Source organism: Rhizobium sp. YTUHZ044, assembly GCF_051123975.1.
Taxonomy (GTDB): domain Bacteria; phylum Pseudomonadota; class Alphaproteobacteria; order Rhizobiales; family Rhizobiaceae; genus Rhizobium.
The window spans coordinates 972,573-994,516 of sequence record NZ_CP101426.1; the positions used below are offsets into that span (position 1 = coordinate 972,573).

Genomic DNA, 21,944 nt, shown 5'->3' on the forward strand with positions numbered 1-21,944 from the left:
ATGCCGCGACCTCGCCGCTCCTCGCAGGCCTCTCGCAGGGCACGTCCCCTCTCCCCGTTTTTACGGGGAGAGGGTTAGGGTGAGGGGCAGCGCTCAACGTCAACCGACGCGTCGATGATTGGCCAAGTAGCTGATTTCACACCGTCACAGCCTTTTCCGCCCACCCGCTCGTCCACAATTGCCGCAGCCGGTCACCGTCGCCCTTGAAGAAATCGTCGCTCGCATCGCAACGCTCCACCCGGTCGCTGCGGAAATTGCGGATTGCCTGGCGCAGTTCGCACCAGGCGACGATATTGGCGGTCTGCGAATAGTAGATCAGCGCGATCGGCTGCACCGTCCGCTCGCTGGCGCGGCCGAGCTCGTCGCGATAGGCGAGCGTCAGCTTGCGTTCGTCGCGGATCGCCCGGCGCACGATCGCAAGGTCGAAGCCCACCGGCTGCACGGTCGAGCCCCAGGCATAAAGCGCCTTGTTGTCCAGCGCCTCGCGCAGCGGCGCCGGCACGGCGCCTGATATCTTCCGGTTGACCCGGCGGGCGGCCTGCTTCAGCTCCTCGTCGCCCGTACGTTCGAGCAGCGCCAGCGACAGAACGATCGCCTCCATCTCCTCGATCGAGAACATCAGGGGCGGCAGGTCGAAGCCCGGCCGCATGATGTATCCGATGCCGCGCCCGCCTTCGATCGGCACCCGCATTGCCTGAAGGGCGGCGATGTCGCGATAGATCGAGCGCACGGTCACTTCGAGCGTCTCGGCCATGACAGCCGCCGTCATCGGTTTTCTGGCGAGCCTCAGGATCTGGATGATCTCGAAAAGCCGCGAGGCCTTGCGCATTCTTGTCTCTCCATCCTCACGCTCCTGACAATACACTGTCAGTTGGGTTTGCGTATAGACCCGCCTATCGGATTGAAATCAATCGGGGCCTTTTGAAAGTGGCCCGCGGAACTGAGGGTGGCAACTGACATGAATTACCATGAAAACCTCTGGCTATTCTTCACCCTTCTCTTCGGCATCATCATCGTGCCGGGCATGGACATGCTCTTCGTGCTTGCCAATTCGCTGACCGGCGGTATCAGGCGGGGGCTCGCGGCGACGGGCGGTATCATGGCGGGCGGCGCCGTGCATTCGGCCTATGGCGCGGCCGGCGTCGGCGTGCTCGTCACCATGCTGCCGCAGCTCTTCAACCTGCTGCTCTTTGCCGGCGTCGGTTATATGATCTGGATTGGCGTTTCGCTGATGCGCAGTTCGATCACCGTCGAGGTGGTCGGGCCGGCGACGGCGCGCTCTGGCTGGCGCGCCTTCTGCCAGGGCGCCGTCACCTGTCTCGTCAATCCCAAGGCCTATATTTTCATGTTCGCGGTCTACCCGCAGTTCCTGAGACCGGAATATGGCCCGGTCTGGATGCAGGGTGTGATCATGGGCGCCATGACTATCGTCACGCAGTTCGCCGTTTACGGAACGCTGGCGATGACGGCAGGCCGCAGCCGCGACCTGCTGGTGGCAAATCCCGACGCCACGGCCTTTGTCGGCCGTTGCGCCGGACTGCTCCTGGTTGCGGTCTCCGCTTTCAGCCTCTGGCAAGGTTGGAAAACCACCTGAGACGCCGGTTATCACATTGTTTTTATGACCCTCCGGCAAAACGTGACTGCCTGGACGCATGGATTTTGTCATGCTCCCGGTGCAGATTGGCCATCGGCCGCCTTGGCCCCAGCAACAATGCTGAGAAAACGGAGAGGAAATATGAATTGGAAAGCAGTAGCTGCCGCCGCAGCGATGGCCGGCATCGCCTTCGGGTCGGTGACCGCCGCCGATGGCACCCATGATTCGCGCATTGCGCTGATGAAGAAGATCGGCGGTTCGGCGGGCGCCATGGCCGCCATCGCCAAGGGCGAGAAGCCCTATGATGCCGAGACGGTAAAGGCGGCGCTGACGACGATCGCCGCCACCGCCAAGGTTTTCCCCGATCAGTTCAATCCGGGCAGCGATATGAACGATCCCGAGGTCAGCCCGAAGGTCTGGGAAAACATGGACGACTTCAAGGCGCGTGCCGCAAAGCTCTCGACTGACGCCGAGACCGCGCTGGCTCAGCTTCCGGCCGATGCCGCCGCTGTCGGCGCGACCATAAACACCCTCGGCGCCAATTGCGGCGGCTGTCACAAGGCCTATCGTATCAAGAATTGATAGACCGTTCGATCTGGAACTTGATGCGCGATCCGCGCCGGCCTGGCCGCTGGCGCGGATCACCTTGTTCTCCGCGTGTGGGCTGGTGCCGAATCGTTCCGCACAGGAAAATCTCGGAAAAAGGGAGGCGGAGCATGATCCGCAGGTTCATCCGGTTTCTGCTCTGTCTGATCGGCGTCGTCGTTCTCGGCGGCGGCGCCTTCTATCTCGTCACCGCGCCCGATCCGCTGCCGGAGAGCCATTGGGCCGGTCTCGGCGCGCCGGATCCGGCAAACGGTGAGATGGTCTTCCGGGCGGGCGGCTGCGTCAGCTGTCATTCAGCACCCGGTTCCGAAGGCGATGCCAGGCTGACGCTGTCGGGCGGCCTGGCGCTGAAGAGCCCGTTCGGCACCTTCCACGTGCCGAACATTTCGCCGGATGAAAAGGCCGGCATCGGCGCCTGGACGCTGGCCGAATTCGGCAATGCGATGAAGCGCGGCGTCGGCCCGGATGGCCAGCATCTTTACCCGTCTTTTCCCTATGGCTCCTATTCCCGCATGAGCGACAAGGACGTCAACGATCTCTTCGCCTTCCTGAAGACCCTGCCGAAGAGCGCCAACGTCGCGCCCCCGCATGAACTGCCCTTTCCTTACAACATCCGCCTTGCGCTCGGCGGCTGGAAATTCCTCTATTTCAACGATCAGCCGCGCGTCGCGCTCGCCAAGAACGACGACAAGATCAAGCGCGGGCAGTATCTCGTCGAAGGCCCCGGCCATTGCGGCGAGTGCCACACGCCGCGCAATGGGCTCGGCGGCTTCCAGGCCGATTTGTGGCTCGCCGGCGCTCCTAACCCCGAGGGGAAGGGGCGCATACCCGATATCACCCCGGCCTCCAAGAGCATCGGCGGCTGGAGCGAGGCCGATATCGCCAACTACCTCGAAACCGGCTTCACGCCCGATTTCGATTCCGTCGGCGGTTCGATGGTCGATGTGCAGCAGAACATCGCCCGCCTGCCGGCTGCCGACCGCGAGGCGATCGCCGCCTATTTGAAGGCCGTGCCGGGGCGTTAGACAACATGGCTAGGCCCTGCCTTCATGCGCCCCCTTAAAGGGAGGTGGGACCCGGCATCAGATCATAGGGATGGCGCCAGCCGGGCATGCTGCTGATCCGGTCTTTCCAGGCCGCGATAGCCGGATAGGCGCTGTGATCAATCCCGGTTTCCTCTGGCATGAAGACGTAGCCTGCCAAGGAGAGGTCTGCGATTGTCAGGCGGCTCCCGACCATAAAGGCCCGGTGGGCAAGGTGGCCGTCGACAATTGCATAGGCAGCCTTGGCCCGCAGCCTCAAAAACTCGACGACCGGTGTCTCGCCGCTCTTCTGAAGGCCGTAAATGAACCTCAGGGTCGCGTAATAGCTCGTGAATTTATGGTTGTCGAAAAGGATCCAGCGCATGATCTCGCGCCGTTCTTCGGCTGTCTGCGCCCCAAACTGCCCCGTCACCTCTGACAAGTAGTCGAGGATGACCCCCGATTGGCTGATCTTCGTTTGCCCATGTTCGAGGACGGGCGCCTCGCCCTGTTCGTTGATGGTTTCTCGCCATTGTTCGGTTCGCGTTTCACCGCCGAGATAATCGACGAAAATGCTCTCCCACTCGATGCCGGCAAGGGCGAAGAAGAGGGCGACCTTGTAGGCGTTCCCCGAGAGAGCGAAGCAATGGAGTTTGAAGTCAGGCATGCAATCTCCTCATGACAACAAAGACTTAGACCCGCGACGCGGTTAAGCGATCGACTGCATGTAACGCATGCCGGTCACCGGCCTCGGCGTGAAATCCATCTGTTCGTAGAAGCGGTGGGCGAGCACATTGCCGGTCGCGGCGCTGACGGAAAGGTAGCCGCAGCCGGCATTGCGCGCCGTCTCGCGGGCCCGGTCGACGAGCAACTGGCCGGTGCCATGGCCGCGATGGCCGTCGCGCACGAAGAGATGGTGCAGGTCCATGCCGCGCTTGCCTTCCTGCGCCCTGTAGAGCGGCACCAGAATCGCGTAGCCGATCAGCCCTTCGCCGGTTTCGGCGACAAGCGCGGTAATCCAGGGCAGCGGGCCGAACAGGTCGCGCTCCAATTGCTCCGGCGTCGTGGCGGCCGCATCGCCGTGATGGGCGGCAAGCAGGGCGATCATGTCGTTGAGCTCGGGCAGATCGCGCGGTTTGGCGGTGCGGATCGTCACCACCGATGGCCGCATCAGTGAAATTTCGCTGTCTTCGATTTCGGTCATGGTCTTCGCGTCCTTTGATAATCTGCCGTCAGGACGCTGCCGATACAACAAAGCCGCCTGACGGCGGCTTGTTGACAATATGATCTGTCCGGCCGCCCTTTACAGGTACAGCCAAAAATACGAGCGGCTCTGGTGCACGTTCTTGATCATGCAGCATCCATCGCCGCAAACGCGGCATTTGTCAATGGCGTGAGCGCATGACGCTGAAACATGTCAGACCCTCGAATCCAGCCGAGAACGCCAATAGGATACCCCCTATACTAAACGAAGGTCTGCGATGTCCCACCCCACTCTGCAGAAGAAGAAGCTCGTTGCCCGCGTCAGCCGCCTGAAGGGGCGGCTGGAAGCCGTCGAGCGGGCGCTCGAGGCTGAACGCCCCTGCGGCGAAATCCTGCAACTGCTCGCCTCCATTCGGGGCGCGCTGACCGGGCTGACCAGCGAGGTTTTGGACGATCACCTGCGCCCCGGCCATCACGCGGCAATCGTCGCCATCGTCACCCCGCAGCCGCACGAGCCGGCGTTCTACAAGGGCAGGCTTTCGGCGCTTGAAGAATTGTCGCATGTGACGGTCGAGGTCACGCGCGCCGCCTGATCGGCTGCGGGCGGAGGACGAAATCGCCGCTGCTCAACAAGGTTGCAGCAGCTGACAACAAGTTGCAGCAGCTGACAACAAGTTGCAGCGGGGACGAGATGCCGCCGCAATCGGTCCTTAGCTCTATTCTCCGAATCGTCGGAGGAATTCATGGATATCAGCCTTACTCGCCGCACGCTGATCGGCTCGGTACTCTGCCTGCCTGCTTTGAGCCTGTCCACGCTGGCGCGTGCCGCCAATGCGCAGGAAACTGCCGGGGAGGGCGACGACAATATCGAGCATCGCCTTGCCGCGCTCGAAAAGCGCACCGGCGGCCGTCTCGGCGTCTCGGTGCTCGATACCCAGACGAGCATCTCCTTCGGCTATCGCGGCAGCGAGGCCTTTCCGATGTGCAGCACCTTCAAGGCGCTGGCCGCAGGCTTCGTCCTTGCCCGCGCCGACAAGGGGCAGGAGAGCCTCGAGCGGCGGGTGACCTACGGTAGCGACAAGCTCGTCGACTATTCGCCGGTCAGCGAAAAACACGCCGGTGCCGACGGCATGACCCTCGCCGAACTCTGCGAGGCGGCGGTGACCGTTAGCGACAACACCGCCGGCAACCTGCTGCTCGAAAGTTTCGGCGGTCCGCCGGCGCTGACCGACTGGCTGCGCTCGATCGGCGACGGCACGACCCGTCTCGACCGCACCGAACCGACACTGAACGAGGGTCGCAAGGGCGATCCGCGCGACACGACGGCACCCGACGCGATGCTCGATACGCTCGGCAATCTGACGCTCGGTTCGGTGCTGACTGGGGCCTCTTGCGACAAGCTGATCGCCTGGCTGGTGGCAAGCACCACGGGCAAGGAGCGGCTGCGGGCCGGCCTGCCTGCCGATTGGAAGGTCGGCGACAAGACCGGCACCGGCCAAAACGGCTCCCTCGGCGACATCGCCGTCATCTGGCCGCCCGACCGCGGCCCGATCGTCGCAGCCGTCTATATCGCCGAGGCGACCGTGCCGGCCAAGGAGCTCAACCTGATCTTTGCCGAAGTCGGCAAGATGGTAACCGAGATGGTGTGAAGCAGGGAGTCGCTTCAGAAGCAATTGATTACCGCATCGACATCAAGTTCGTGATAAGACCCGCTTTGATGTCGAGCACCGGCCGATTGGCCTCGGGGTGACCGATGTCTCTCAGCTGATAAGGTGTCAGCTCTGCCAATTGTTTCCGACTCGCGATAGCCCGCTGCCATGTTCTCAGGGCAGCAAACAAAGTCGTTAGGATGTTCATGGGACCAGCCATCTGCCTTGTCGGCGCGCTGACGAAGGTCTGTGTTTCCGTATGAGCCATTTCCGATCTCCCACCTGTGATGTGCAGGTGGAAATCTCCCATGCGGGCGTTTTCACCCTGTTCGGCTGAGCGTGAACGGGGAAGAAAACTTCGACAAGCCGCCGCTAAATCGGTGTTAAATCCGTCTTTCCCAAATGCTATTCTGCCAACGGCGGTCCAAAGCTGGAGGCTTTCTGTGCGCATCAGGATGCTAGGCGGTCTCGAGGTTATCTCCGGAGAGGGCCGGCAAGTCCGCTTCGCCACGCGCAAGACGTCGCTGCTGTTTGCGGCTCTCGCCCTGGCAGGCCGCCGCGGCTGTCGCAGGGAGGTGCTTTCGGAAGCCTTCTGGCCGGGGCGAAGCGATGAGCAGGCCCGCAACAGCTTGCGGCAGGCGCTGGTCGATATCAGGCGGTCGTTCCCGGCAAGCAGTGACGCCACCACCTATATCGAGGGGGATCAGGAGACGGTGGCGCTGATTGTCGCTCCCGATGAAGTCGACATTTCACTCTTCGACCGGAAGCTGGGGACGGGCTCGAGCGCAGATCTCGCCTCCGCGGCGGATCTCTACCGCGGCGACCTGCTTGAGGGCGAGTCCATTCCGGATGAGTTGGGTGAGTGGTTCGCACCTTACCGGAGCACATATCAGCGCAAGGCGCTGCAGCTCGTGGAACGTTTGAGCCTTGGCCTCTTCGAACCAGGTTCCGCGGAAGAATTGCCCTGCGAAGCGCTTGCCGCGAGACTACTCGCCTCCGACCCGACGGCGGAGGCTGCCCACAGGGCGCTGATGCGGATCCACGCTCTCCGCGGCCACGAGAACATGGCCTTGCGCCAGTTCGAGACCTGCCGGGCTCTCCTGAAGAAGCATCTGGACGTCGAACCCGAAGCGGAGACCTCGTCTCTGGCCGCCACGCTGCAACCGCGGCAGCGACCCGGTGATCGGCGGGCTGCGGCCGCAGTCGAGCCGCAGCTGCAAGTCTTCTCAGCCCCGGCCAAGCATCATGACCGTCCATCGGTTGCGGTGCTGTCCTTCCAAAATTTGAGCGGCGATGCGGAACAGGACTATTTTGCCGACGGCATCGTGGAGGATATCACGATCGCTCTCGCGCAGTTCCGCCACCTCTATGTCATCGCCCGCAATTCGAGCTTCACCTACAAGGGACAGGCCGTCGACATAAAGCGGGTCGGGCGCGAGCTGGACGTGGACTATGTGGTCGAGGGGAGCGTGCGCCGCGCGGGCGACCGGCTTCGTATCGCCGGACAGCTCATCGACACCTCGACCGGCGCGTATCTCTGGGCAGACCGTTTCGACGGGACGCTGGCGAACCTGTTCGATCTGCAGGATCAGATTGCATCGAGCATTGTTGGCGCAATAACGCCGAAAGTGGAAGAGGCGGAGATCGAGCGCGCCAAACGCAAGCCGACCGAGAGCCTTGACGCCTATGACTATTATCTCCGCGGGCTGGCGGCCTTCGATCGGACGGTGACCAACAGATCGGTCGTCGACGAGGCCCTGCGGCTGTTCACGAAGGCGATCGAGCGCGATCCGGATTTTGCCATCGCCCATGCCCGGGCGGCGCGCTGCTATGCGACCCGGAAGAGCAACGGCTGGATGGTTGATCCCGGCACCGAGATTGAAGAAGCGACCCGATTGGCGAGAAGAGCCGTCGGACTCGGCTGGGACGATGCAGTCGCGCTCTCCTACGGGGGATATGTGCTCGGTTATGTCGGCGGCGATCTCGATGAAAGCGCTGCTTGTATCGATCGGGCCCTCTTCCTCAACCCGAACCTCGCCATTGCCCTGGGCGTCAGCAGCTGGGTGCGAGCCTGCCTGGGCGAGCCGGACAAGGCCATCGAACACGCCGCTCTGGCCATGCGCCTGAGCCCCTTGGATCCGCGCCTGTTTGCCTGGCAGTTCAACACTGGGCTGGCTCACTTCTGCGCCGGTCACTACGACGATTCCGCCGCCTGGGCGGCAAAATCCCTGCGCCACCAGCCGAACTACCCGAGCGCGATGCGTGTGATGGCGGCGGCCCACGCCATGGCCGGGCGGAGCGCGGAAGCAGGGGAAACGATTGCGCGACTGCACCTGCTGGATCCGGCGCTTCGGCTTTCGAATCTCGCCGACATTCTGCCACCGTTCCGGCGGCCGGATGACCGCAACCGCTATATCGAAGCCCTTCGTATGGCCGGATTGCCGGAGTAGGCATGCGGCGAAGGAGTTCAATCCGATCTTTGCCGAAGTCGGCCGCATGATTGTCGAGATGGTTTGAGGGAGGAACATGCGAACGGTAGGATCGACAGATCTCCGGTGCGCCCGGAAAACTCCTCCCCAACCCCTCCCCACAAGGGGGAGGGGCTCACCCGCAGCGGGATTCTGCCACTAACATATGCCGCCACATGCTGAGGCGTCGGGGATGAATTTCGACGGTGCAGCAGAGTAGTCTCTCCCCCTTGTGGGGAGGCGAAGGGGTTTTCTCCGAGGTCAGTGTTTTCCTTATACCGTTCAATCGCGTTTGAATGCGGCTCAAGGCCCTGCCTCTCCCATCACGGCAGCGTGTAGGCGATCACATAATCACCGGGCTTGGTGCCGACCGAGCCGTGGCCGCCGGCGACCATGACGACATATTGCTTGTTGTCGTCGGTGGTATAGGTCATGGGCGTTGCCTGGCCGCCGGCCGGAAGGCGCGCCCGCCAGAGCTCGCGTCCGTTCGTCACGTCGTAGGCGCGAAGATAATTGTCGACCGCCGCACCGAGGAAGGCGACGCCGCCCTTGGTCAGCATCGGTCCGCCGATGCCGGGCACGCCGACCTTGAAGGGCAGCGGCAGCGGCGTCATGTCGTGGACCGTGCCGTTCTTGTGCATATAGGCGATCTTGCCGGTGCGCAGATCGACGCCGGCGACATAGCCCCAAGGCGGCGCCTGGCAGGGGATCTGCATCGGCCCGAGGAAGGGACCCATGAAGACACCGTAAGGCGCGCCGTCATTGCGGTTGAGCCCCTGTTCGCTGCCCTTCTCGTCCTGGCCTCGCGGCGGAATGTCGGCCGCCGGCACCAGGCGCGAGGTGAAGGCGAGATAGGTCGGCATGCCGAACATGATCTGCCGCTCCGGATCCACCGCCACCGAGCCCCAGTTGAAAGTGCCGAAATTGCCGGGGTAGACGATCGTTCCCCCGAGAGACGGCGGCGTGTATCGGCCCTCATAGCGGTAGCGGTGGAAGTCGATACGGCAGAGGAGCTGGTCGAACAGCGACACGCCCCACATGTCCTTTTCCTTCAGCGGCTCGGGCGAAAAGGTGAGGTCGGAGATCGGCTGCGTCGGCGAGGTATGATCGCCGGTGACCGCGCCGCCGGGCGCCGGGATTTCCTTGACCGGGATGATCGGCTCGCCGCTGCGCCGGTCGAGCACATAGAGATCGCCCTGCTTCGTCGGGCCGACGAGGGCAGGAACCACGCTGCCGTCGGGTTTGGTCAGGTCGATCAGCGCCGGCTGGGCCGGCACATCCATGTCCCAGAGGTCGTGATGCACCGTCTGGCGCACCCAGCGCAGCTGGCCGCTGGCGATATCGAGCGCAACGATCGAAGAAGAGAATTTCTCGACATTGTCGCTGCGGCCGATGCCGATCTGGTCGGGCACCTGGTTGCCGAGCGGGATATAGACCATGCCGAGCGCCTCATCGACGCTGAAGACCGACCAGCTGTTCGGCGAATTGGTCGTATAGGTCTGGCCATCGGCGATCGGCGTCGTTACGTCCGGGTTGCCGGAGTCCCAGTTCCAGATCAGCGCGCCGGTCTTGACGTCGAAGGCGCGGATGACGCCGGACTGCTCCTCGGTGGAATAATTATCGTTCACCGCCCCGCCGACGATGATCTTGCCGGCCACCGCGACCGGCGGCGAGGTCGAATAATAATAGCCGGCCGGATTGAAGCGCATGCCGGTTTCCAGATGCAGCACGCCCTGATCGGCAAAGCTGGTGCAGATCTTCCCGTCGGTCGCATCGAGCGCGATCAGCCGGGCGTCTGAGGTCGGCAGATAGACGCGCTCGGCACAGGGCTGGCCGGCGGCGACATCAGGATCGGCATAATAGGTGACGCCGCGGCAGGTCTGGTGCTGCCGGTTGGGATTCATGCCCGAATTGGCGTCGTATTTCCATTTCTCCTTGCCGGTCTTGGCGTCGAGCGCAATCGCCCAGTTATGCGGCGTGCAGAGATAGAGCGTGTCCTTCACCTTCAGCGGCGTCACCTGATAGGTCGTCTCGCTGATATCCTCCGGCCGTTTGACGTCGCCGGTCTGATATCGCCAGGCTTCCTTCAGAGTCGAGACATTCTCGACATTGATCTGGTCGAGCGGCGAATAGCGCTGGCCAAAGGGCGTGCGGCCATATTGATGCCATTCGCCGTCGGGCACGTTCCCGCCGAGGGCGGGGGTGGCGGCGGCCGCATCCTTCGGCAGATCGCCGGCCAGATCGTGCGGGTCCGTCGTCATCGAATAGACGGCGACGAGGATGGCGAGAATGACGGGCACGGCGAGCGGCCATGGATTGGCGCCGTAGGTGATGCCGGTCGGGCTGCGAAAGCCGAGCGGCCGGCGGATCCACGGCGTCAGCAGCCAGAGGCCGAGCAGGATGATGACGCCGCCGCGCGGACCGAGTTGCCACCAGTCGAAACCGACCTCCCAGACCGCCCAGGCGAGCGCTGCGACGACGAGCACCGCATAGACCCAGAGCGCCGCCGCCTTGCGCATTAACAGTAGTCCGGCGGTGATGAGGAACATCAGGCCGGCAAACAGATAGAAGATGCTGCCGCCGAGCGTGATGAGCCAGAGCCCCCCGCCACCGAGCGCGACCCCGATGATGATGAAGAGAATGGAGGTGATGACGAGCGCCATAAGGCTGTCTCCCGCTTGGGTTAGCCGGGTGGGGGATCAGCGGAAAAGTACCGCCGGTCAGGCAGATAGAGCGAGGGAGATGCTATTCAACGGCTGCATTTGCCGCAGGCGGGTGTCACGGTACGGTTGTATTGAAGCCGCTTACGTCCCGCAGAAAGTCTGCAGCACCCGTTCCTCCGGCTTCGGAGGTTCCATATAGGCGGTGAAATCCGGCTGGTTTTCGTAGGGCTTCGACAGCACGGTCAGCAGCGCCTCGAACAGCGAGAAATCGCCGCGCTCGACCGCGGCCTCGAGCGCCTGTTCGACCCGGTGATTGCGGGGAATGAAGGCTGGATTGACGCGGCGCATGGCGCTGGCGCGTTCGACCGCCGTCTGCGGATCGCGCGACAGTCTCTCGCGCCACTGCATCAGCCAGGGCCGACAGGCCTCCGGTTCCCGGAAGCTCCTGGCAAAAGCGGGCTCCGCGCCGTCGTCGCCGGCAAGATCGGCGAGCCGCCGGAAGGCCAGGGTGAAATCGGCGCCCTGCGCCTGCATCAGCGACAGCAGCGCCTGGACGAGGTCGAGATCGCCGTCCTCTTGACCGGCAAGGCCGATCTTATCGCGCATGCCGGCCAGCCACGCAGCCTGGAACCGCTCGCCATAGGCCCGGATCACCGCATTGGCCTTGTCGACCCCCTTGTCCGGCTCGGTATCGATCAGCGGCAACAGCGTTTCGCCGAGTCGGGCAAGGTTCCACTGGCCGATGGCCGGCTGATTGGCATAGGCATAACGGCCATGCTGGTCGATCGACGAGAACACGGTCGCAGGGTTATAGACATCCATGAAGGCGCAGGGGCCGAAGTCGATCGTCTCCCCGGAAACCGTCATATTGTCCGTGTTCATCACGCCATGGATGAAGCCGACATGCAGCCAGCGGGCGATCAGCGCCGCTTGGCGCTCCGCGATTGCCGAGAACAGCGCGAGATAAGGTTCTTCGGCCGCCTTCAGTGCGGGATAGTGCCGGTCGATCACATAGTCGGCGAGGGCCCGCACACCGTCGGTGTCGCCTCTCGCCGCGAAATACTGGAAAGTGCCGACCCGGATATGGCTTGCCGCGACCCGGGTGAAGACGGCGCCTGGCAGCACCTCTTCGCGATAGACCGGGTCGCCCGTCGTCACGGCCGCCAGAGCCCTGGTGGCGGGAATGCCGAGCGCGAACATCGCCTCGCTTATGATGTATTCCCTGAGCACCGGTCCGATTGCCGCCCGCCCGTCGCCGCGCCGCGAAAAAGGCGTCGGTCCGGCGCCCTTCAGCTGGATGTCGAAACGATTGCCGCTGCGGTCGACCACCTCCCCGAGCAGGATCGCCCGCCCATCGCCGAGCTGCGGCGAGAAGCCGCCGAATTGGTGCCCGGCATAGGCCATCGCCAGCGGTTCGGCCCCTTCGGGAACGAGATTGCCGGAAAAGATCGCCGCGCCGTCGCGACGCAGCGCGTCGACGTCAAGCCCGAGCTCGGCGGCCAGCGGCTCGTTCAGCTTGATGAGCCAAGGTTCGGTTACCGGTGTCGGCGTTTGCGGCGCAAAGAAGCGCTCGGGCAAGCCGACATAGCTGTTGTCGAACGGAAAGGCCGCGCCGGACCGGATTTTCTGCGGGGTCGAGGTCATTGTTCATAGGTAGGGCCGGGGTGCCCCGCGCGCAAGCCGGTCTTGCGGCCGGATCGATCGGCCGTCACGCAGATCGCGCCGATGCAAGGAATCGTGATCCGCTTTTACCTCTCGTCAAAGCTGCTTTGCCATAAAGGACATAGCCCCGCCATGATCTCGGGCGTATAGCAGATCATCTCCCCTTGGCCCTGCGCCATGTCATCCCCGCGGCCTTGCTGCTTCCTCTGCTCCGCCGCGCCACCGTGAGTGATTCCGGACGATGTCGGATCAGATTTACCAGGCGCCGATGGTTCGGCGCGCCGCGCCCAATTTCCGGGTGATCGCGATGATCGTCGCGAGTGCGATGCTGATGGAAAATATCGATGCGACCGTGCTGGCGACCGCGCTGCCCACCATGGCTCGCGATTTCGCTGTCAGCGCCCCGGCCATGTCGATCTCACTGACCTCCTATCTCCTCAGCCTGGCGATCTTCATTCCGGCCAGCGGCCGGATGGCCGACAGTTTCGGTTCGCGCACTGTCTTCAGGGCGGCGATTGCCGTCTTCGTCATCGGCTCCATTCTCTGTGCGCTCGCGCCGACGCTGCCCTTCCTGGTCCTGGCCCGGCTGCTGCAGGGCATGGGCGGCGCAATGATGATGCCGGTCGGCCGGCTGGTGCTGATGCGCAGCGTCGACCGCAAGGATATGGTCAGCGCCATGTCCTGGCTGCTGGTGCCCGCGCTGATCGGCCCGATCGTCGGCCCGCCGCTCGGCGGTTTCATCGTTACCTATCTTGACTGGCGCTGGATCTTCTACATCAACGTGCCGGTCGGCATTATCGGCATGATCTTCGTCTCGATCTATATCGACGAGGTGAAGGGCAAGGCGGCCGGCCCCTTCGATACGATCGGCTTCATCCTCTCTGGCATCTCGCTCGGCTCGCTGCTCTTCGGCTTCGAAATGTCGAGCCATGAAGGCGAGGGCGCTTTCTCGATCTTCCTGATATCAGTCGGCCTGCTCTTCGGCCTCGCCTATCTCAGGCATGCCCGCAGGCATCCATCGCCGATCATGGATTTTTCGCTGATGAAGGTGCCGAGCTTCGGCACCTCGGTCATCGCCGGTTCGCTGACGCGCATCACCCAGGGTGCGCAGCCTTTCCTGCTGCCGCTGCTCTTCCAGATCGGATTCGGCCTGTCGGCGGCTGCGGCCGGCCAGATCGTCATATCAACCGCGCTCGGCGCGCTCGCCATGAAACCGATGGCGCGGTTTGTTTTCAGGCGGCTCGGCTTCCGCAGAAGCCTCGTCGTCAACGGCATTCTCGGCACGGCCGGTTATGCCCTCTGCGCCGCCTTCCGGCCGGATTGGCCGATGCCGCTGATTTTCGTCGTCCTGGTGCTCAGCGCCTTCTTCCTGTCGTTCCAGTTCACCGCCTACAACACCATCGCCTATGACGAGATCGAAAAGGAGCGGATGAGCTCGGCCACCAGCTTCTACACCACCTTTCAGCAGCTGATGCTGTCGCTCGGCATCTGCATCGGGGCCTTGGCGCTGCACGGTTCGATGGCCTTCAACAATGTCGAAACGCCGTCGCTGGTCGATTTCTCCACCGCCTTCATCGTCGTCACCATCATCTCGATCACCGCTACCGTCTGGAACCTGCGTTTCTCGCCGACCGCTGGCGAGGAGATAAGCGGCTATAAGGCCAGAGGGATAAAGGTGCCTGGAGAAACAAAGGCTTGACGCGCGTCGCTTGAATCAAATTCTGAGCCAGCCTTCAGTCCTTATCCTCCATGTCAGCCGCCATTTCCGCGAGCTTGCGCACGGTGTTGAGATTGCGCGAGGTCCCGGGCTTCAGCGCCGGCAGCTTCAGTTTCGAGCGGCCGGACCCATTGGGATAATGCACATAGATCTCCCGTCCGGCCAGCTTCGCCTCCTCGCCATCGGGCGCCACCATTTTGTCAAGCGCATCGCCGGACGCCTTTTCGGGCAGGAAGTAGACGAGCAGGAAACTCGGCTTGGCATCGGGGAAGGGCGCGTCGGCGGCAATCGCCTCGAGTTCTTTCCGGCTGCGCACCATCACGCCCGGCCGCTTGCCCATCTTCTGTCCGAGCGCCGCGTCGAGCTTTTCCTCGACTGCCGTTTCGGACGCATCCGAGCGGAACAGCACATTGCCGCTCTGGATGTAGGTTTTCACGTCGGTAAAGCCGAGGCCCTCGCAGATCGATCTCAGTTCAGCCATCGGCAGCGACCCGGTGCCGCCGACGTTTATGGCGCGGAGGAGGGCGATATAGACGGGCATTTCTGTCTCCTGGGCTGTGCGTGTGGCATGCCCCAACCCTCACATCTTCCCCGCCACCTTGATCGCAAACGCATACTCGAACGCGATCTCTTCCAGCCGCTGGAAGCGCCCCGAAGCGCCGCCATGGCCGGCGTCCATATTGGTCTTGAGCAGGATCGGCGCTTCGCCGGTTGTCTTGTCGCGCAGTTTCGCCACCCATTTGGCCGGTTCCCAATAGGTGACGCGCGGGTCCGTCAGGCCGCCGAGCGCCAAGATCGGCGGGTAGGGTTTTGCGCCGACATTGTCATAGGGCGAATAGGCGGCGATCTGCTCGTATTCTTCCTTGCTGTCGATCGGGTTGCCCCATTCCGGCCATTCCGGCGGGGTGAGCGGCAGAGTGTCGTCGAGCATGGTGTTGAGCACGTCGACGAAGGGAACGGCGGCGATGACGCCGGCGAACTTCTCCGGCGCCATGTTGGCGACGGCGCCCATCAGCATGCCGCCGGCCGATCCGCCCTCGGCGATGATCTTCGCGTAAGAGGTGAACTTCTGTTGATTCAGATAATCCGCCGCGGCGACGAAGTCCTTGAACGTGTTCGTCTTCTTGTCCATCTTGCCGTCTTCGTACCAGGCAAAGCCCTTGTCCTTGCCGCCGCGGATATGGGCGATGGCATAAACGAAGCCGCGGTCGACGAGCGACAGGCAATTGGTGTTGAAGCCGGCCGGAATGGTAATGCCGTAGGCGCCATAGCCGTAGAGCAGGCAGGGTGCTGAGCCGTCGAGCGGCGTATCCTTGCGATAGAGCAGGGTGACCGGTACTCTCTCGCCGTCCCAGGCCGGGGCGAAGACGCGGCGGGTGACGTAGTCGTCGGGATTGTGGCCGGAGGGCACTTCCTGCGTCTTCAACAATGTGCGCTCGCGCGTCACCATATTATAGTCGTAGAGCTGCGACGGCGTCGTCATCGAGGAATAGGAGAACCGGATGACATCCGTATCGTATTCCGCCGCGCCCGAAAGCCCCAGTGAATAGGCTTCTTCGGCAAAGGCGATCGCATGTTCCTCGCCGGTCGCCCGGTCGCGGATCATGATCCGCGGCAGCCCGTCCTTGCGCTCCAGCCACAGGAGGTGGCGGGCATAGGCCATGTGGCTGATGATCAAAGTCCCGGGCTTATGGGCGACGACTTCGCGCCAGTTTTCCTTGACCGGATTGTCGACCGGCGCTTCCATGATCTTGAAATCCTTGGCGCCGCCGTCATTGGTCAGGATGTAGAAGACATCGCCGCCTTCTGTCAGCGAATATTCGATGCCTTCCTCGCGCGCAGCCACCAGCTTCGGCTCGGCCTTCAGGTCCTTGGTCGACAGCAGCCGGTATTCGCTCGTTTCATGGTCGTGAATATCGATATAGATGAAGTCGTCGAGCAGCGAGCCGCCGACGCCCATGAAGAAGCCGGCATCGGCTTCCTCATAGACCAGCCGGTCTTCCGACTGCGGCCGGCCGACAATATGGTGGAAGACTTTCGACGGCCGGTGGTTCTCGTCGAGCGCTGAATAGAAGAAGCTCTTGTCGTCTGGCGCCCAGACGCCGCCGCCGCCGGTATTCTCGATCCGGTCCGTAAGATCTTCCCCGGTCGCGAGATCGCGCACCTTCAGCGTGAAGAACTCCGATCCCTTGTCGTCATAGCCCCAGATGCCGCGGCTGTGGTCGCTCGAATGGTCGAGGCCGGCGAGGCGGAAATAGGCCTTGCCGGCGGCTTCTTTGTCGCCGTCGAGCAGCACCGTGCGGATCGTCTCGTCGGCAACGTCGCCGTCACGGGGAATGCGGAAATAGCGCGGCTGTTCGCCGCCGGTGACATAGAACGTGCCATAGGCATAGGCGCCATCCTTCATCGGTACCGAGCTGTCGTCTTCCTTGATGCGGCCGCGCATTTCAGCAAACAGCGCTTTCTGCAGCGGCTTGGTGTCTTCCATCGCTGCGTTCATATAGGCGTTTTCGGCTTCGAGATGCCGGCGGATCTCGGGGTCGAGGATCGACGGATCCTTGAACATCGCCTGCCAGTTATCGGCGCGCAGCCAGGCATAGTCATCCGTGCGGGTAATGCCGTGGCGCGTATCGGAGAGGGGCTTTTTCGGTGCGGCGGGCGGTGTCGGCAGGCTCTTGAAAACGGACAAGGAATTGGCTCCGGTGGGAATGTCGGGTTGGCAAGAGATAGAGGCGCGCCGTCGCCGGATCAAGCGGCTAGGCTGTGCCAGGGGTGCAGACGGCCTTCCAGAGCCGAGGAGACGGCACCGCTCGCCCTGCCTTGATGTCACCACAATATTTAAGGAGGTCCGCTATCACAGAGCGAATTTTGCACGTGCCCAGCCCCCGGCAAGCCGCCGGTGGCAGGATGAAGACTGTACAACAGTAAGGGATTTCCTCCGCAATGCCGAAACGCCTTCTCCTGTTTGTATCCCTGGCCGGCTTGGCTGCCCCCGCTTTTGCCGTCGACCCGGCCATCAAGAAGCAGCTGGAAAAACTTGATCCCTCCACCCGCCTGGAACAGAGCTGCGACACGGAAGCGATGAGCCGGATCAACAATGACAGCACCGGCTTCAAGCCCGACAAGGTGATCGCCTATACCTTCAAGGACCCGATCGCCGGCGACAATTCGCTGCAGGCGCCGGGCGCGGTCTTCCGCAGCAAGGGTGATTGGTATCATCTTTCCTACAATTGCATCACCGGCCCGCAGCATATCAACGTGCGCGAACTCGACTATCAGATCGGCGAGAAAGTGCCGCGCGAGAAATGGGACAAATATTATCTCTACGATTGATGCTGCTGCATCCGTCCGGGCTACTACGGTGACATCCGGCCACATGGCGCCATGCAAAAATACCCGCTAGAATCGCCGGATCGAACCTTAGAAGCCCTGATATGAACCGCATCCTCGTCGTTTCGGCGTTCCTTCTGGCCGCGATCTCAGCCGCATCGGCGGACGAGTTGTCGTTGGCGCCGCCAGCTGCTCCGCTCTCGAAGGCGCCGGCGATCAAACTTGTCGAGCCGCATCTGCATATCGCCCGTTCCAACATAGCGGGCCATGCCCGCATCGCGCTCACCTTCGACGCCTGCATGGGGCAGGCGGACGAACGCATCCTTTCGACTCTGGTGCGCGAGCGCATTCCGGCAACGATCTTCGTCACCGCCCGCTGGCTGAAGCGCAACCCGCAAGCCCTTGCCGTCTTCCTGCAGAATCCCAATCTCTTCGAGCTCGAAAACCACGGCGAGAACCATATTCCGGCCATCGATACGCCGATGCTCGTCTATGGCATTGCCTCGGCCGGCTCGCCGCAGGCGGTGAAGCAGGAAGTCGAAGGCGGCGCCGCCGCCATGGTCGCATCCGGCATTCCCGCACCGCACTGGTTCCGCGGCTCCACGGCCAAATACGATCTTTCTGCCATCGGCGAGATCCGCGCCATGGGCTATCGCATCGCCGGCTACTCGGTGAACGGCGACGGTGGCTCGCTGCTCGGCGCTGTCATCACCGAAAAACGCATCGCCTCGGCCAAGGACGGCGATGTCGTCATCTCCCACATCAATCAGCCGACCCATGCGGCCGGGGAGGGAGTGGCAAAGGCGCTGGTTGATCTCAAGATGAAGGGCGCGGAGTTCGTTCGTCTGGAGGATGTCGAGGATATGGGCGACGACAAGACGACGGAATAGAGCTGCGGTTGAAGGTGTACCGTGTGGCACGGCACAATAGCCAAAGCGAAGCCTCTACCGCAACGCATCCCCAGTCCCCAACCTATCCTCACCAAACCGCCGTATCCCTGGTCCTTCCCGGTCGAGCGCGAAATCCTCGAACCAGTCGCGATGAATCCCAGCAATCATCGCCCCGACCATCTGGGCGGCGAGATAGGAGAAGGTGATGCCGTTGCCGCCATAGCCGTGGGCGGCGAAGACATGCGGCATCCCGGGCGTCGGGCCGATCAGCGGCAGGCCATCGGCCGTTTCGCCGAAGGTTCCGCCCCAGGCATGGGCGATGCGGGTATCGACTCTCGGCCATAACCGCTTCATCTTCTCCTGGACGGCGCTGATCTTGGCCGGCAACTTTCGGTCCCGCGCTGCGGCATCGGTCGTACCGTCGTCCTCGCCGCCGGCGACGATGCGATTGTCCGCGGTCGTGCGCATGTAGAGGTAGGGATGGCTGTCCTCCCATAGCAAAGCCCTGTCGCGCCAGAACGTGGCGGGGTTCTGCGGCACGGTGGCGAAGGCCCAGCTCGAACGTGTGCGGTGCAGCTTCGGCATGTCGAGGCCCGGCATCGAATAGCCGGTCGCCAGCACGACATGCCGCGCCTCGATGACATAGGCGCCGTCCGTCTCCGCCGTCACGCGATCGCCTTCGCTGTGCAGTGCGGTCACGGAGGCGCTGACCGGCTGCGCGCCGCGCCTGATGGCCATCGCGATCAGCGCCCAGGTGAGCAGCAGCGGATCGGCTTCCGCCGAACCCGGCGAATAGATCGCTCCATCCCGATCGAGCTCGAATTGCGTGAAGAGATCGGGATGTTCGAGATAGACGCCGGGCAGGCCCGCCCGTCGGCGAAGCTGGCGCTCTTCCCTGAGGTCGCGGGCGCCTTCCAGATTGCAGGCGAGATAAAGCGTGTTGCGCGGCCGGAAGCCGCAGGCCACTCCGTTCGCTGCGATCAGCTTCGAAAGACCGGCGACGGCAGCGGCGCTGCGGCGATAGATTCCCGCCGCTCGTTCGAAGCCGTAATAGGCCTCGAGCTGTGTGAGCGTGCTGTCGATTTCCCATTGCAGCATCGCGGTGCTGGCGGCGGTGCTGCCGAAGCCCGGCTCTTCCCGGTCGATGATAACAACGGAAAAGCCACGCGCCGTCAGATGATCTGCGATCAGCGCGCCGGTGATGCCGCCGCCGATCACCGCGACATCGGTCGAAAAGCTCTGCGCCATCGGCCGCCATTGCGGACGTATGGCATTCTTTCCCCAGAGCGAATGGCCGCTGACCATCTGGTCATGATCGGATTCGTCGAGATCGAGATCGGACGCCACTTATGTCTCCTCGCGTGATTACTTCGGCAATTGCGGCTGCGGTTTTTCCTCGATCAGCAGTTCCTCGATGATGGTCATGACGATCAGCGACAGCGGCAGCGCCAGCATTGCGCCGACGGCCCCCCACATCCAGGTCCAGAACAGGATGGCGAGGAAGACGATAAAGGGATTGATTTCAAGCCGCCGCCCCATCACCGCCGGGAAGATCAGGTTCTCCATGACGAGATGCACCGTGAAGAAGGCGGCCGCCGGCACCAGACCGACGATGAAGCCGTCATAGGTGATGATCCCGGCGATCGCGACGGAAAGCGTCATCAGCGTGATGCCGAGATAGGGGATGAAGCTCGACAGGAAGGCGAAGAAGCCCCAGAGCACCGGCGCCGACAGCCCACTTGCATAGGCGATGACGGTCATGACGACGCCAAGCCCGACATAGATCAGCGAGGCGGTGGCGAAATAGAAGCCGAGCACCTGCTCGACGCCATTGATGACGCGGATCGCCGCCAGCCGCTGCGGGCGGGTGCGGAAGGTCATGATGATGGTCTTGCGCAGATTGACGCGGCTGGCAAGAAAGAGCAGCAACGCGGCGAAGAAGATCAGCCCCTGTATCAGTGCCGGCGTCAGGCTGGTTGTCACCACATGCAGCACGTTGCCGGTGTTTTCGAGCAGCGCGCCAATCGACATCGGCCCGCTTTCGAATGTCGCCGGCGTGATGTGCAGCCATTCGATGCGCTCCAGATAGGGCATGATGCGGCTGATCATCCGCTCGATGAAGGCGGGGGCTTCGTTCGCAAGCGTCGCCAGCGGATCGGCAAGCGAACTGACCAGCAGGACGATGACCAAAGCGACTCCGCTTGAAAGAAGGAAAGCGTTGGCAAGCCTTGGCACACCCATTTTGCTGAGGTTTTCAGCGGCGAGGCCGAGGATCATGCCGACGACGACGGCAAGGGTGACCGGAATAAGAATCAGCGACATCATGTAGACGGCGGCAAGGCCGAGGATGGCGAAAATGCCGATGATCGCCCAGGCCATGCTGATGTCGAGCCCGTCCTTCTCAAGCCGATGCACCGGCGGCGACGGCAGTTCCTCCGCTGCCTCCTGCAACGACTGAGCCCAGGCGCTGGTTTGGCGTTCGCCGATGGCGATCTTCTTTGCGTGTTTGCGGATGCCGTTGGCGATGCCCATGTGGTGAGGTCCCCGAAGCCCCATTGCTTCGCCACAAAAACGCGCTGATGCGGTTCCGGTTCCGCGGCCATGGCGCTGTCGTAAAGACATCAGTCCGCCTGCAGGCAAGGGCGCTGATCGCGGAAGTGTCCGCTCCTTCTTCGGCTCGCGCCGATTTGATCCTGCCGCCGGAACAACCTCGCAGGCGCTGGCGTTCGGTCTCGGAAGGAGAGTGCTCATGATTGCAGATCCCGATCAGACGAAAACCACCGAGACCTATTCGACCGATCCCCCTTATGCGGACGAGGCGAGGTTGAAAGCCGCCGATCAGCGGCGTTGGTGGGTCTGGACCGTTCTTGCGGCGGGCGCGGCAGTTCTCATCATTGCCGGCGTGAGCGTTGCGATCTGGCCAAACCCCGGCAACAATGATCCGACCGCGACGGCTTCGACCAGGCCGGATCCGATCAACACGCAGCCCTCCGGACCCGGCGCCTTCAACAACGACCCGGCCTCCGGCCCTGCACGACCGCCCGAAGCGACAGACCGGTCGCCAACGCCGAGCGGAAACGGCGGCGGACCGACGCAGGTGACGACGCCATCAGGAACCGAGAAGGTCCAATAGCACAGGC

The 21,944-nt window shown here is 63.0% G+C and carries 20 protein-coding genes; 10 read left to right on the top strand and 10 right to left on the bottom strand.

Going from position 1 to position 21,944, the window contains the following annotated elements; all coding sequences use genetic code 11:
• Positions 1-136: 136 nt before the first annotated feature.
• Entirely contained in the window at positions 137-829 is a 693-nt protein-coding gene (locus tag NL154_RS04735; protein ID WP_210628634.1) for a helix-turn-helix transcriptional regulator, read from the bottom strand.
• 129 nt (positions 830-958) lie between these two features.
• Here NL154_RS04735 and NL154_RS04740 point away from each other — a divergent pair, with 129 nt between their 5' ends.
• The 3 genes from NL154_RS04740 to NL154_RS04750 all read left to right on the top strand — a co-directional run bounded on the left by NL154_RS04740 (position 959) and on the right by NL154_RS04750 (position 3,225).
• Positions 959-1,594 carry a LysE family translocator gene (locus NL154_RS04740; protein ID WP_210628633.1) on the top strand — a complete coding sequence of 212 codons (636 nt, stop codon included), beginning with the start codon at positions 959-961 and terminating at the stop codon, positions 1,592-1,594.
• Between the two features lie 141 nt (positions 1,595-1,735).
• Positions 1,736-2,176 carry a c-type cytochrome gene (locus NL154_RS04745; protein ID WP_210628632.1) on the top strand — a complete coding sequence of 147 codons (441 nt, stop codon included), beginning with the start codon at positions 1,736-1,738 and terminating at the stop codon, positions 2,174-2,176.
• Positions 2,177-2,310: 134 nt separating this feature from the next.
• Positions 2,311-3,225, top strand: coding sequence for a c-type cytochrome (locus tag NL154_RS04750; RefSeq protein ID WP_210628631.1), 915 nt, complete (start codon positions 2,311-2,313; stop codon positions 3,223-3,225).
• A gap of 34 nt (positions 3,226-3,259) precedes the next feature.
• Here the strand turns inward: NL154_RS04750 and NL154_RS04755 are convergent, their stop codons facing one another.
• Both NL154_RS04755 and NL154_RS04760 read right to left on the bottom strand, forming a co-directional pair.
• The gene (locus tag NL154_RS04755) at positions 3,260-3,889 is read right to left on the bottom strand and encodes a glutathione S-transferase family protein (RefSeq protein WP_210628630.1); all 630 of its coding nucleotides are present in this window, start codon (positions 3,887-3,889) and stop codon (positions 3,260-3,262) included.
• Positions 3,890-3,931: 42 nt separating this feature from the next.
• The gene (locus tag NL154_RS04760; protein WP_210628629.1) at positions 3,932-4,426 is read right to left on the bottom strand and encodes a GNAT family N-acetyltransferase; all 495 of its coding nucleotides are present in this window, start codon (positions 4,424-4,426) and stop codon (positions 3,932-3,934) included.
• A gap of 277 nt (positions 4,427-4,703) precedes the next feature.
• On the opposite strand from NL154_RS04760, the gene NL154_RS04765 reads away from it, so the two are divergent.
• Complete coding sequence (locus NL154_RS04765) at positions 4,704-5,018, top strand: metal/formaldehyde-sensitive transcriptional repressor (RefSeq protein WP_405047664.1); 315 nt, start codon at positions 4,704-4,706, stop codon at positions 5,016-5,018.
• Positions 5,019-5,168: 150 nt separating this feature from the next.
• Complete coding sequence (bla, locus tag NL154_RS04770; RefSeq protein WP_210628628.1) at positions 5,169-6,074, top strand: class A beta-lactamase; 906 nt, start codon at positions 5,169-5,171, stop codon at positions 6,072-6,074.
• A gap of 28 nt (positions 6,075-6,102) precedes the next feature.
• On the opposite strand, the gene NL154_RS04775 is transcribed toward bla, so the two are convergent.
• Positions 6,103-6,342, bottom strand: coding sequence for a DUF1127 domain-containing protein (locus NL154_RS04775; protein ID WP_221146857.1), 240 nt, complete (start codon positions 6,340-6,342; stop codon positions 6,103-6,105).
• Between the two features lie 175 nt (positions 6,343-6,517).
• On the opposite strand from NL154_RS04775, the gene NL154_RS04780 reads away from it, so the two are divergent.
• Positions 6,518-8,524 (top strand): BTAD domain-containing putative transcriptional regulator, encoded by a 2,007-nt coding sequence (locus NL154_RS04780; protein ID WP_434733677.1) that lies wholly within the window; start codon positions 6,518-6,520, stop codon positions 8,522-8,524.
• Positions 8,525-8,865: 341 nt separating this feature from the next.
• Here the strand turns inward: NL154_RS04780 and NL154_RS04785 are convergent, their stop codons facing one another.
• Positions 8,866-11,205, bottom strand: a complete 2,340-nt coding sequence (locus tag NL154_RS04785) for a glucose/quinate/shikimate family membrane-bound PQQ-dependent dehydrogenase (protein WP_434733678.1) — start codon at positions 11,203-11,205, stop codon at positions 8,866-8,868.
• Between the two features lie 141 nt (positions 11,206-11,346).
• Entirely contained in the window at positions 11,347-12,849 is a 1,503-nt protein-coding gene (locus tag NL154_RS04790) for a protein adenylyltransferase SelO (RefSeq protein WP_210628624.1), read from the bottom strand.
• Positions 12,850-13,108: 259 nt separating this feature from the next.
• On the opposite strand from NL154_RS04790, the gene NL154_RS04795 reads away from it, so the two are divergent.
• On the top strand, positions 13,109-14,566 hold the full coding sequence (locus NL154_RS04795; protein WP_221146860.1) for an MFS transporter: 1,458 nt from the start codon (positions 13,109-13,111) through the stop codon (positions 14,564-14,566).
• A 34-nt stretch (positions 14,567-14,600) separates the two neighbouring features.
• On the opposite strand, the gene NL154_RS04800 is transcribed toward NL154_RS04795, so the two are convergent.
• Both NL154_RS04800 and NL154_RS04805 read right to left on the bottom strand, forming a co-directional pair.
• Complete coding sequence (locus tag NL154_RS04800) at positions 14,601-15,125, bottom strand: DUF1697 domain-containing protein (RefSeq protein ID WP_221146861.1); 525 nt, start codon at positions 15,123-15,125, stop codon at positions 14,601-14,603.
• A gap of 39 nt (positions 15,126-15,164) precedes the next feature.
• Positions 15,165-17,273 carry a S9 family peptidase gene (locus NL154_RS04805; RefSeq protein WP_434733679.1) on the bottom strand — a complete coding sequence of 703 codons (2,109 nt, stop codon included), beginning with the start codon at positions 17,271-17,273 and terminating at the stop codon, positions 15,165-15,167.
• Positions 17,274-17,527: 254 nt separating this feature from the next.
• On the opposite strand from NL154_RS04805, the gene NL154_RS04810 reads away from it, so the two are divergent.
• Positions 17,528-17,917 carry a DUF930 domain-containing protein gene (locus tag NL154_RS04810; protein WP_064801273.1) on the top strand — a complete coding sequence of 130 codons (390 nt, stop codon included), beginning with the start codon at positions 17,528-17,530 and terminating at the stop codon, positions 17,915-17,917.
• A gap of 101 nt (positions 17,918-18,018) precedes the next feature.
• Positions 18,019-18,804, top strand: a complete 786-nt coding sequence (locus NL154_RS04815; protein ID WP_434733680.1) for a polysaccharide deacetylase family protein — start codon at positions 18,019-18,021, stop codon at positions 18,802-18,804.
• Positions 18,805-18,858: 54 nt separating this feature from the next.
• On the opposite strand, the gene NL154_RS04820 is transcribed toward NL154_RS04815, so the two are convergent.
• The gene (locus tag NL154_RS04820) at positions 18,859-20,151 is read right to left on the bottom strand and encodes an NAD(P)/FAD-dependent oxidoreductase (RefSeq protein WP_434733681.1); all 1,293 of its coding nucleotides are present in this window, start codon (positions 20,149-20,151) and stop codon (positions 18,859-18,861) included.
• A gap of 18 nt (positions 20,152-20,169) precedes the next feature.
• Positions 20,170-21,336, bottom strand: a complete 1,167-nt coding sequence (locus NL154_RS04825) for an AI-2E family transporter (RefSeq protein ID WP_210628618.1) — start codon at positions 21,334-21,336, stop codon at positions 20,170-20,172.
• Between the two features lie 217 nt (positions 21,337-21,553).
• Between NL154_RS04825 and NL154_RS04830 the strand changes: the two genes are divergently transcribed.
• Positions 21,554-21,937 carry a hypothetical protein gene (locus NL154_RS04830; RefSeq protein WP_221146863.1) on the top strand — a complete coding sequence of 128 codons (384 nt, stop codon included), beginning with the start codon at positions 21,554-21,556 and terminating at the stop codon, positions 21,935-21,937.
• Positions 21,938-21,944 lie beyond the last annotated feature (7 nt).

Coding starts and splice junctions, on each gene's coding strand:
- NL154_RS04735 (WP_210628634.1), bottom strand. CDS start 829: ATGCGCAAGGCCTCGCGGCTTTTCGAGATCATCCAGATCCTGAGGCTC.
- NL154_RS04740 (WP_210628633.1), top strand. CDS start 959: ATGAATTACCATGAAAACCTCTGGCTATTCTTCACCCTTCTCTTCGGC.
- NL154_RS04745 (WP_210628632.1), top strand. CDS start 1,736: ATGAATTGGAAAGCAGTAGCTGCCGCCGCAGCGATGGCCGGCATCGCC.
- NL154_RS04750 (WP_210628631.1), top strand. CDS start 2,311: ATGATCCGCAGGTTCATCCGGTTTCTGCTCTGTCTGATCGGCGTCGTC.
- NL154_RS04755 (WP_210628630.1), bottom strand. CDS start 3,889: ATGCCTGACTTCAAACTCCATTGCTTCGCTCTCTCGGGGAACGCCTAC.
- NL154_RS04760 (WP_210628629.1), bottom strand. CDS start 4,426: ATGACCGAAATCGAAGACAGCGAAATTTCACTGATGCGGCCATCGGTG.
- NL154_RS04765 (WP_405047664.1), top strand. CDS start 4,704: ATGTCCCACCCCACTCTGCAGAAGAAGAAGCTCGTTGCCCGCGTCAGC.
- bla (WP_210628628.1), top strand. CDS start 5,169: ATGGATATCAGCCTTACTCGCCGCACGCTGATCGGCTCGGTACTCTGC.
- NL154_RS04775 (WP_221146857.1), bottom strand. CDS start 6,342: ATGGCTCATACGGAAACACAGACCTTCGTCAGCGCGCCGACAAGGCAG.
- NL154_RS04785 (WP_434733678.1), bottom strand. CDS start 11,205: ATGGCGCTCGTCATCACCTCCATTCTCTTCATCATCATCGGGGTCGCG.
- NL154_RS04790 (WP_210628624.1), bottom strand. CDS start 12,849: ATGACCTCGACCCCGCAGAAAATCCGGTCCGGCGCGGCCTTTCCGTTC.
- NL154_RS04795 (WP_221146860.1), top strand. CDS start 13,109: ATGTCGGATCAGATTTACCAGGCGCCGATGGTTCGGCGCGCCGCGCCC.
- NL154_RS04800 (WP_221146861.1), bottom strand. CDS start 15,125: ATGCCCGTCTATATCGCCCTCCTCCGCGCCATAAACGTCGGCGGCACC.
- NL154_RS04810 (WP_064801273.1), top strand. CDS start 17,528: ATGCCGAAACGCCTTCTCCTGTTTGTATCCCTGGCCGGCTTGGCTGCC.
- NL154_RS04815 (WP_434733680.1), top strand. CDS start 18,019: ATGAACCGCATCCTCGTCGTTTCGGCGTTCCTTCTGGCCGCGATCTCA.
- NL154_RS04825 (WP_210628618.1), bottom strand. CDS start 21,336: ATGGGCATCGCCAACGGCATCCGCAAACACGCAAAGAAGATCGCCATC.
- NL154_RS04830 (WP_221146863.1), top strand. CDS start 21,554: ATGATTGCAGATCCCGATCAGACGAAAACCACCGAGACCTATTCGACC.